The organism is Nodosilinea sp. LEGE 07088 (assembly GCF_015207395.1).
In the GTDB taxonomy this organism is placed as follows: Bacteria; Cyanobacteriota; Cyanobacteriia; order Phormidesmidales; family Phormidesmidaceae; genus Nodosilinea.
On record NZ_JADEWX010000206.1, the window covers coordinates 1 to 9,308 of the forward strand.

Sequence of the window (9,308 nt, forward strand, 5' to 3'; positions counted from 1 at the left end):
GGCCAGGGCCGAGAGCAGTTCGGCGCTGGCAGTCTCGTCCACAATGTCGGTGATAATCACCACCAGAGAACGGCGGTGCTGCTGCTGGGCGGCATGGGTGGCGGCGGCTAAATAGTCCGACTCTTCCAGCACCGACTCGATGGCAGTAAGGCGCTCGACCATCTGCTGAAAGTTGGCCCGCCCGCCCTTGGGCGGTATCCAGGTGTGCAGGGTGCGATCGAAGACGCCGATGCCAACGCGATCGCCCCGACTCACCCCAGCCAAGGCCAATGATAGAGCCGCATTCATACCCCAGTCGAAGCGGGTTAGGCCCTGCACCTGAGCAGTCATCAGCCGACCGCGATCGAGCAGAATTAATAGGGTTTGCTCCCGCTCGGGCTCTAGCACCCTTACCAGGGGGTAACTGAGGCGGGCGGTGGCCTTCCAGTCGATAAAGCGGGGGTCGTCGCCGGTGCCGTATTCGCGCAACTCGGCAAACTCGGTGCCTACGCCCATGCGCCGCTTCTGCTTGAGGGTGCCGGTGGCTTGTAGGGCCAGCTTGACGGAAAGCTGGTTAAGGCCAATCAGATCCGGGTAGACGGCCACGGTGGCAGCGGCGGGTACAGTCCAGTTGGCCCAGGCCAGCCCCAGAGGGCTGCGCTGCTGGATGTGTAGATCGCCCCAGGGATACTCACCCCGCTGCTTGGGGTTGACGGTGAAGGTGATAGTTTCGGATTCATGGCCGGTTAGCGCCACCTCCAGGGGCATGGGGGTACCGTCAAACGCGATCGGGTAGCTGTCGTAGAGGCGCAGACGCACAGGAGCGGAGGATTCTCCGTGGAGCGAGATCGGGTTATCGCGGCCAATGGAGAGCCGGTGTAAGGGATCTCGCTTGATCACCGCGCGGCGAGAGTTTACCCGTAGACCATCCCAGAACATGACAGCGAGGGCGGCACCATCGAATACCAGCAGAGCCACAATGGCAACCTCAAGGCGGCTGGGCGAGCCGAAAAAGTTGGTCAGCAGGGTGGCGATGACCCCGCCCCCCAGCAGCAGGCCGTAGGTTCGTCGAGTGGGAATGATCGCCATTAGCGCGGCACCGGCACGCTGTCGAGCACGGCCTGGATGGTGCGATCGCAGGTCAGCCCGTCTAGCTGCGCCTCAGCCCCTAAAATCAATCGATGGCGCAGCAAGGGCATGGCCACGGCTTTGACATTGTCGGGGGTGACGAATTCTTGCCCATTCAGCCAGGCGTGGGCCTTACAGGCGGCCAACCACTGCACCGTGGAGCGGGGCGAAGTGCCCAGTTCCAAATCGGGATGCTGGCGGGTTTTGTGGGCCAGGGCCAGCAGGTAGTCGAGGATAGGTTCTTGCACCGTCAGGGCTTTGGCGGCCTGACGGGCGGCCAGAATGTGTTTGGCGGCGGCGATCGGCTTGAGCTGGCCCACATCCAGCCGTTTGGCCTCGAACCCGGCCTGGGCGTTGAGCAGCATTTGCTTTTCTGCCGCCGGGGCCGGGTAGCCGACGACGAGCTTAAACAGAAAGCGATCGAGCTGGGCTTCCGGTAGGGGGTAGGTGCCCTCAAACTCCAGCGGGTTCTGGGTGGCCACCACCCAAAATAGATCGGGTAACGGGTGGCTGGTGCCGTCGAGGGTGACCTGCTGTTCTTCCATGGCCTCCAGCAGGGCCGACTGGGTTTTGGGCGGGGTGCGGTTGATCTCGTCCGCTAAGAGCACCTGGGTAAACACCGGCCCTTTTTTGAGGGTGAAGGTACGGCTGGTGAGGTCAAAGACATTGGTGCCGGAAATATCCGACGGCAAAATGTCGGGGGTGAGCTGAATTCTGGAAAAGTCGGCCTGGATCAGCCGCGATAGGGCGCGCACCAGCAGGGTTTTGCCCGTGCCGGGCACCCCTTCAAGAATGACGTGCCCCCCCGCTAGTAGGGCCACCAACAGCTGCTGCACCAGGGGGTCTTGGCCCACCACTACGCCGCTGAGGGTTTTGCCGATGCGCGTTACGGCTGTCTGTAGGTCACTTTGTTGGTTACTCTGGCGCTCAGTCATGCCCGATTGGTGTCTCCTATGGTGTCTTCGGGGTAATGAAGGGATTGTACCCGCTTGAGCCAGTCGCGTAGCTGGCTTTCGGTTTTTGGTACGGGAGGGTTGAGGAGGGCATCTAGGTCGGTGGTAGAGCGACCATTTTGTTGATCCCACGCGGCTTGCAGTTGCTCTAGCGGTAGCGTTTTGCCCCCTAGGCCAAGGGATTTTTGCAGTTGAATGCGCTCGTCCTGGCTCAGGGTTTGCACCACAAAGTCGTGACTGCCCGCTTTGTGCAGCACCCCGGCTAGGGCCTGAATATAGGCCCGGCTGTTATCCACCCTGGGGGGTTGCAGGGTGAGCCGCTGCCCCAGTCTATGGTTGAGGGCCAGCAAGGCAACCAGGGTGACCACCAGGGCTTGGGCGAGAAGAATGAGCAGGGGAGTGCGGGCCAGGTAGCTGAGCCAACTGTCACTGCCGATTTCAGCTGCGATCGCCTCCTCATCTCGATAGCCGTGCAGGTACTCATCAACCCAGACGCGTCTTCCTGTACCCGCGACTAGCTTTGTGAGCAGGGCAAAGTTACCAGGCTGGTTTTGGTAGGCGTTGGCGGCTAGGTGGGGGGTGGCCACCGCCACAAACTCCCCTAAGGCAAATGCCTGCTGCCACACCACGGCCCCATACTCATCGGCTAGGGCTATCTCCATATCAGAGCGGGGGTGTCGGCGGCGAGTCTTAATTTCTACTGGCCCAGCTTCACTAGTTAACATTTGCGAAAAGGGAGCCGCCGTTGCTGGAGTCTTGACGCCCAGCACCACTAGCCGATAGCCAGCGTCGATCCACTGCGGCATCCAGGGCAGCAGCGCGGGTAACTCTGACTCGTCGATAAACTCTGGTAGCACCACCAGCAGCGTTTCTGAAATGGCTGAGGGATTCTGAATCAGCGTGACGGTGGATTCTTCTGCTTCATATAGCCGGTTGAGTAAGTCTTCTACCGGGCGTTGCCAGCGCTGCACGGTAACCCCCTGCTGCTCTAAGGATTCATACCAGGCGCTATAGCCCGCTGGGCCACGGTGCCAGGTAGAGCCGCTCTCTAGACGACTGGTGGCGGGGGCGCTCAAGAGCATCAACCCCAGCAGCAGGGCTAAAGCCAACGCTGCCAAGATCAAGTTGCGGCGGGTTAGGGGCAGCGATCGCATCACGACTGGGCAATCTCCTGGTAGGCGCGGCGGCAGCGCTGGTAGGTTTCCTCTGTGGCCTGGGCGTCGCCGTAGGCAATGCGCTCGTGGGTGCGAATCAACAGCTCGTAGGGGCGGCTGGGGTGAGTAGCGATACAGGTGAGATATTCACCATCGGTACGGCTGGGGCGATAGAGCACGATTTCGGTGTCGTTGAGTCGCGCTAGCCCTGCCATGTAGAGCGCCTTGCAGGCCTCGGCGTAGTTACCCTGCTGGGCCAATCGCTGGGCCTCGCGCCACCAGAATGCCGCCTGCTTGAGGGCCTGCTGGGAGGGCAGGGGGGTCTGGGCTGCTGTGGATTTAGATTGTCGTTGGTTCAGATAGGCCGTGATGCCCTGGTAGAGTAGCCAGCTCACCCATAGAGCCATAGCCGCGATCGCCACCCAAAACAATCCCCGCGCCAACGGTTCTAGCCAGGGCCAGCGGGGCAACTGGGGCGGATCGACATCGACCCGAGACAACTGGTACTCAAACCACTCCCCCAGGTTCTGCCAGCCCAGGCGAATCTGCCAGGCCAGAGAATTTGTGCGGTGGGGGAGGTCAGCCATTCAGACAATCAGCTCAAGCTGGCCCCATTATGGCTCACGACTAACCTTGATCACCTCTCTCTACCCAATCGCCCGCAGAAAATCTTCTACCGCATCAAACTGGTCGTGATAGGTGACGTATCGGCAGAAAACATCGAGGGGCAGTTGGGGCAACAGTTGGCTATTGGTCAATAGTTGGTATTGGCTACCGTCGGGAGTGAGGCCGTAGAGGTTGAGCACGCCATCTTGCCAAAACCAGACTTCGGCAACGCCCATGCGGCGATAGCCTTCCAGCTTATCTACACCACCGCTGGTAATGACGACTTCCAGCACCAGGTCAGGATAGGGCTTGCGGGTGCCCAGGTTGTACGACTCGTCGGGTTCGCTACGGGCTCCTAACGACTCGTCGCCTAAAGAGGGGCCACCACGGCCATAGAAGCGAATTTGCTTGGCCCGCAGGTAAGCCTCTAAGAGCATGCGCAAAATGGTCTTAAAATCTTCGTGGTCTGCGCTGATGGGCATGATTTCGAGGGCATGGTCGAGGTAGCGCAGTTTGACGCCAGGGATTGAGTCGAAGGCGCGATCGATGCCCTCAAACTGTTGCCAGCTGATATTAGGGAAGACCTGGGCTGCACGAATGCTAGGGGAAACAACCTGAGCCGTCATGGCGATTTAGCAAAGAAGCGATAATTCAATTTTACAGGGGTTACAAGGGAGCCGATCTCCTTAGCTGCTTTACGGGGGTTAAACGTAGCCAAACTTCCCAGATAAATCTTCAGGGCCAGGGATTTTGGGCCGTGAGGAGGTAGGCCGGGCAGATCTTCGGCATGCCTACCAATCTGACCGACCCGGTTTATATTTGAATGCTGTCACCAGCATCGCAGGAGCAGGTCTGGACTCTTCTCTGACGCGCCTGGCCAATTCCCATTGACCAGTTCTGATACAGAAGAGCGCTGGCGGCAGAACAGACAACACGAAAACCGTTGTTGTTGTTGCGGGCGTCCGGATTGTTGTTGTTGCGACAGGCAGAGCGGCAGTTCCGCGGATTGTTGTTCCAAGAACCACCCCGCAACATCCGGAGGTGCCTACCCCTTCTTCAACCCCTTGAAAAGACAAGAGAGTTGAATATGTGTCGGCGAAGCTGTTGGGTATCGCCATGTTTGAGATGGGCCTCCCAGCTCTGGAGGCCTGTCACCACCCGATTCAGATCGATTTTTCGGGCGGCGTAGGAAATTTGCAGCTCTCTACACCGCCTGCGGGCTCGCCTGAGATTTTCGGTGCGAACTCTGATCCGGTCTGGAAAGATGCGGAAGCCCAAAAAGTTAGCGCCCTGCTGGGTTTTAGAGATATGGCTCTTAACCGGGTGAATTTTCAACCGTAGGCGATCGAGATGTGCTTCTATAGCCTGTCGAGCCTCTGTTAGAAAATCGTGGCTATCTGAGAAAAGGGCAAAGTCATCGACATAGCGGAGGTATTTTTTGCCCCCCAGAGTCTCTTTAACGAAATGGTCGAAGCCGCTGAGATAGACATTGGCAAAAAACTGACTGGTCAAGTTGCCGATGGGCAACCCCCGGCGACGGTTGAGGGGCGACAGCAAATCGTCATCTTGGAAATGAAAGGCGGCTGGAATTTGCTCGTTGCTGCCGTCGATGATGGTATCGATCAGCCAGAGGGTATCTGGGCATTTGATTTTGCGGCGCAGGCAAGCTTTAAGAATCTGGTGGTCGATGCTGGGGAAGTATTTTTGAATGTCGCACTGCAAGACGTAATCGCTGGAGCGGGCGTAGCGAGTGAACCGCTGGAGCGCCAAGTGAGTGCCCTTACGTTCGCGGTTGGCGTAGGTGTCGTAAATAAAGGAGGGCTCCATCAGCGGCGTGATCACGTTGCAGAGGGCATGGTGAACCACTCTGTCTCGATAGGGCGCAGCGGAGATCAGGCGGGGTTTTGGTTCTTTGATCTCGAAGGTGCGATACTTGCCTGGCTTGTAGGTCTTCTGCTCTAGATCGGCTTTAAGGGTGTGAAGCTCTTGCTCTAAGTGGTAGTTAAAGTCGAGGATGTTGGGGCGAAAGCGCTTACCTTTTTGGGCCTTGCGGGCGGCGCACAGCAGGTTGGAAAAGTCGATGACAGAGGGCCAGAGGTTGCCGTGGCGTTTCATGGCTGTAGAGGAGGAGGCTAAGGCGTCAGGAGACGGGAGTTAGAACCTTTGGCTTTGCTATTTGGCGACCTTTCCGGTGCTGCTGCTGCTTGATCCAACCGCCGAGGTCGGTGCCGATGCTGGTGAGCAGATCGCTGACATACTCGTAGCGCTTGTCGGCGACCAGTTCAAAGTCGAGCAGCAGACGGGTTTGGTGGCGTAGAATGTCGAGCTTGCTGTTGAGTGCCTCTAGGCGACGTAGTTTGTCGCGCTCGTAGCGGGCCTGAATGAGGTGTTCGAGCAGGTCGTAGAGGCCGGTGGTGATGCGGTCGCCCAGCAAAAACTTATGGTCGCGGGGCAGGCGGTTGAGAATGGGCACGTACCACTTGATCAGATCGTAGGTTTTTTGAATGATCGGCAGGTCGGCCATGGCAGTTGGTTGGGGTGATGGCTCTAACCCTCCCACGTTTTTTGTGGATAGCCCCAAAAAAACACAAAACTACTAAATGCGGATTTCAGTTAAGCATTGAACGCTGCATATGGAGTTTCATGGGATCTTGCAGCTCTTTACAAACTTATCTGAATCACGAGATCTAAGGCTGGTGGGCAATGCCCACCCTACGCCTCTACAGCTGCTCCGTGAAAATGCCAAAAATTTTGAGGCGCTGCGCGCCGGGGAAGAGAGAGTAAAGAAAAAAGAGAATAGTGCAATAGTACTATAGAGTAAAGGGCTATTGAAGAGCCCTGGCGGCAGAACAGACAACACGAAAACCGTCGCTGAGGTCGCGGGCGTCCGGATAGGGGCCGTTGCGACAGGCAGAGCGGCAGCCCCGCGGACTGTGGTCCCAAGAACCACCCCGCAACAAGCGACCAGTTTCGCCGTCTTTTCTCTCGTCGGAGAATAACCATGCGCGCCCGTCTGCTGGGGGTTCACCCTCGTAGTTGTCGTGCCAGTGGTCTTGGCACCATTCCCACACGTTGCCGTGCATGTCGTAAAGGCCAAATTGATTCGCGTTTGGCAGGCTGCCTACGTCTGTGGTTTCCCCTCGTGATTCCCCCTGTGGCCCATGGTTATAGCTGTCACCGTTGTAATTGACCAGGTCACTCGTTAAGGTCTCCCCAAAGGCAAAGGGCGTGGTGGTACCTGCCCGGCAGGCGTATTCCCACTCGGCTTCGGTGGGTAGGCGATATTCGCGGCCTGTTTTTTGCGAGAGGCGGGCACAAAACTCTGTGGCATCGAGCCAGCTCACCTGCTCGACGGGGCGGTGGTCGCCTTTGAAGTTGGCGGGGTCTGGGTCTAGCTCTTGCTCAACCTGGGGGTAGGTCTCGACTACCACGCGCCACTGGGCCTGGGTAATGGGAAACTTGCCCATAAAGCAGGTGGGCACTGTGACCTCGTGCTGGGGACCTTCGTCATCCCATCGGTCGATTTCGTTGTCGGGGGAGCCCATGAGAAAGCCGCCGCCTGTAATCAGCACCATGTCGAGGTCAATGCCATTGCCCAGGTCTTCAGTGAAGTATTGGGCGCTTTTGCGCTGGCGGGTGATAACAAGTTTGAGAGCAGATTCCTCTTCTAAATCATCTGTAGCAGCTAAAGTACCTGCTGCCCAGCTTTGAAGTACGCTTTGAATATTTCGCTTAGTGACATGAATCTGCGGTACATCAACGATTTCCTCTAGGAGTTGCCAGAGTTTGGGGCCAACATCGCCCTTTAAATAGGCTTCGGTATACCCTTCTCGAAAGGCCATATCCGAATAAGTCTTATTCTCCCAAGCTCCTTTGAGTACAAGATGCTCTACAGACTTGAGGGGCCGACCTTTTTTCTCAATGGCAGCTTGGTTTACTAATACAGCAATTTCCTCGAAATCCATAGCAGAACGTTAATGGCTTTGTAGGGTATCGAGCATAAGTCTATAATTTGGCTCGCTCATGTCGAATCTCTTTGACAATCTGACAAATCTCAGCTTCTGAGGGCTGGTCGGGGTCGGGACCGAGATCTTCAATACGCTGAAGCAGCGTATCGAGGGAAAGGGGTTGGACAACCTTTTTGAGCACTATGGTGTCGTTGGTTTGCCACACCAGATACTCATCGCCGGGGTTGAGCGTTGCGAGCATTTCTGGTGGAAAGGCAAACTGGCGATCGCTATTAACACTGACAACTTTGGTATCGGCCATACAAATCACCAAGTTATTAAATTATTTATTATGGCATTTTTAGGAGAAACTAAGGTGATTGCTTGAAATTCTCTTCCTAGTGATGATTAATACTTATCCTAAAGTACCTAAAATCCCTAACTAAAAAGAGTCTTGATGTACTTAGATTTTCCTTTCTAATCCTGCAAGTAAGAATTTCCTTCTATGAGATCAATTTCAGCTTTCACAAATTCTCGGCCTAGATAGGCTGCATGATCGAGGAATGTAATAGGACAAGGATTTTCTGGATTCTCAAAAATGTTAATACACAACTCCTTAGCAGTGCGGCCACTATAAGTTCTAGTAGGCAATCGGCTGATAGATTTATCTACAGACAGAGGCTCGCCAGTCACTGGGTCGCAGGCTATACCTTCGTTATTAATAATATTTTCAAAATGCTGCGCATGAATGAGCCCTTGAGAAACATCTAGATAGATTAGAAAGTAACCTCCTGGATCCAGTTCAATAAAGCGTTTAGAAAGCTGATCATCTAACGCCCTACGGCCTGCGGCGTTAAGTACATTGGCTTGAGTTAAAAGTTCTTCTTTTTCTGCTGATGCTAAGTCCTCAAAGCTAATCAGTGGATACTCAAACTCAAAAGTCTTTAGCTCTGGAAAATCCCTCGGCGGCGGCGAGGGCAGTGCAATTTTGACCCGATCTGGGCTATCGATGCGAGCAGCAATCGCCGCATAGTCGCCCCCCAGCCGTTGCAGGGCGCTTTTGGCGATGCGGGCAAAGTGGTTAAAGGCCTCTTTTTCGGTGGTTTTGCCGGCTTGCTCCAGCGCCTGAAGCTTGCTCTCCAGGTCGAGCACCAGCAGAGCTTCGTAGGTGCGCACCTGTAGCCCCAAGCGCTGGGCAATGTAGCCAGAGACCGCATCGAGCACCGCCTCGGTTTTGGCAATGGGGGTGAGGTCGGTGAGGGCCTCGCGCACCTCATTGTTGAGAAAGTCGTACTGAATGTGGTGGGGCGGCAGCTTGGCCTCGGCGGGCGTCAGCGACCTGAGCAGACCGCTCATATAGACCTCGGCCACATGCACCTGCTGCGACTCGGGCAGCAGCGTCTGCTGAATCAGCTGAATAATCGGCGGGCTGACGGGGGCCGCGGCCATCAACCCCGCCAGCTGCTTGGCGGGGTCTGAGGCCACCGCCCAAAACCGCTGCACCCGCTCTCGGTTGCTCAGGGGTGGGGCGGGGTTGGCGG

Annotated in this window: 11 protein-coding genes; all 11 read right to left on the reverse strand. The window is 56.4% G+C overall.

The window, feature by feature from the left end:
- On the reverse strand, nt 1–1,068 hold a 1,068-nt coding region (locus tag IQ254_RS27125), incomplete at its 3' end, for a DUF58 domain-containing protein (RefSeq protein ID WP_193969270.1).
- Complete coding sequence (locus tag IQ254_RS27130) at nt 1,068–2,042, reverse strand: MoxR family ATPase (RefSeq protein WP_193969271.1); 975 nt, start codon at nt 2,040–2,042, stop codon at nt 1,068–1,070. The genes IQ254_RS27130 and IQ254_RS27125, both read right to left, overlap by 1 nt.
- Nucleotides 2,039–3,214 carry a DUF4350 domain-containing protein gene (locus IQ254_RS27135; protein ID WP_228041145.1) on the reverse strand — a complete coding sequence of 392 codons (1,176 nt, stop codon included), beginning with the start codon at nt 3,212–3,214 and terminating at the stop codon, nt 2,039–2,041. The genes IQ254_RS27130 and IQ254_RS27135 overlap by 4 nt, the downstream gene beginning before the upstream one ends.
- Nucleotides 3,214–3,801 (reverse strand): DUF4129 domain-containing protein, encoded by a 588-nt coding sequence (locus IQ254_RS27140; protein ID WP_193969273.1) that lies wholly within the window; start codon nt 3,799–3,801, stop codon nt 3,214–3,216. Before IQ254_RS27140 ends, IQ254_RS27135 begins: the two co-directional genes overlap by 1 nt.
- Nucleotides 3,802–3,861: 60 nt before the next feature.
- Nucleotides 3,862–4,446: a Uma2 family endonuclease gene (locus tag IQ254_RS27145; protein WP_193969274.1), complete on the reverse strand. Its 585-nt coding sequence runs from the start codon at nt 4,444–4,446 to the stop codon at nt 3,862–3,864.
- A gap of 187 nt (nt 4,447–4,633) precedes the next feature.
- Nucleotides 4,634–4,855, reverse strand: coding sequence for an SUMF1/EgtB/PvdO family nonheme iron enzyme (locus IQ254_RS34010; RefSeq protein WP_193969275.1), 222 nt, complete (start codon nt 4,853–4,855; stop codon nt 4,634–4,636).
- Between the two features lie 21 nt (nt 4,856–4,876).
- Nucleotides 4,877–5,935, reverse strand: a complete 1,059-nt coding sequence (locus IQ254_RS27155; RefSeq protein ID WP_193969276.1) for an RNA-directed DNA polymerase — start codon at nt 5,933–5,935, stop codon at nt 4,877–4,879.
- Nucleotides 5,936–5,960: 25 nt separating this feature from the next.
- Nucleotides 5,961–6,344: a diversity-generating retroelement protein Avd gene (gene avd / locus IQ254_RS27160; protein ID WP_193969277.1), complete on the reverse strand. Its 384-nt coding sequence runs from the start codon at nt 6,342–6,344 to the stop codon at nt 5,961–5,963.
- Nucleotides 6,345–6,645: 301 nt separating this feature from the next.
- On the reverse strand, nt 6,646–7,785 hold the full coding sequence (locus tag IQ254_RS27165; RefSeq protein ID WP_193969278.1) for a formylglycine-generating enzyme family protein: 1,140 nt from the start codon (nt 7,783–7,785) through the stop codon (nt 6,646–6,648).
- A gap of 40 nt (nt 7,786–7,825) precedes the next feature.
- Nucleotides 7,826–8,089 carry a hypothetical protein gene (locus IQ254_RS27170; protein ID WP_193969279.1) on the reverse strand — a complete coding sequence of 88 codons (264 nt, stop codon included), beginning with the start codon at nt 8,087–8,089 and terminating at the stop codon, nt 7,826–7,828.
- 155 nt (nt 8,090–8,244) lie between these two features.
- Nucleotides 8,245–8,574: a DUF4346 domain-containing protein gene (locus tag IQ254_RS34015; protein WP_369011367.1), complete on the reverse strand. Its 330-nt coding sequence runs from the start codon at nt 8,572–8,574 to the stop codon at nt 8,245–8,247.
- Nucleotides 8,575–9,308 lie beyond the last annotated feature (734 nt).

Excerpts from the sequence above, each read along its gene's own strand:
- IQ254_RS27130 (WP_193969271.1), bottom strand. The coding sequence starts at position 2,042 with ATGACTGAGCGCCAGAGTAACCAACAAAGTGACCTACAGACAGCCGTA.
- IQ254_RS27135 (WP_228041145.1), bottom strand. The coding sequence starts at position 3,214 with ATGCGATCGCTGCCCCTAACCCGCCGCAACTTGATCTTGGCAGCGTTG.
- IQ254_RS27140 (WP_193969273.1), bottom strand. The coding sequence starts at position 3,801 with ATGGCTGACCTCCCCCACCGCACAAATTCTCTGGCCTGGCAGATTCGC.
- IQ254_RS27145 (WP_193969274.1), bottom strand. The coding sequence starts at position 4,446 with ATGACGGCTCAGGTTGTTTCCCCTAGCATTCGTGCAGCCCAGGTCTTC.
- IQ254_RS34010 (WP_193969275.1), bottom strand. The coding sequence starts at position 4,855 with ATGTTGCGGGGTGGTTCTTGGAACAACAATCCGCGGAACTGCCGCTCT.
- IQ254_RS27155 (WP_193969276.1), bottom strand. The coding sequence starts at position 5,935 with ATGAAACGCCACGGCAACCTCTGGCCCTCTGTCATCGACTTTTCCAAC.
- avd (WP_193969277.1), bottom strand. The coding sequence starts at position 6,344 with ATGGCCGACCTGCCGATCATTCAAAAAACCTACGATCTGATCAAGTGG.
- IQ254_RS27165 (WP_193969278.1), bottom strand. The coding sequence starts at position 7,785 with ATGGATTTCGAGGAAATTGCTGTATTAGTAAACCAAGCTGCCATTGAG.
- IQ254_RS27170 (WP_193969279.1), bottom strand. The coding sequence starts at position 8,089 with ATGGCCGATACCAAAGTTGTCAGTGTTAATAGCGATCGCCAGTTTGCC.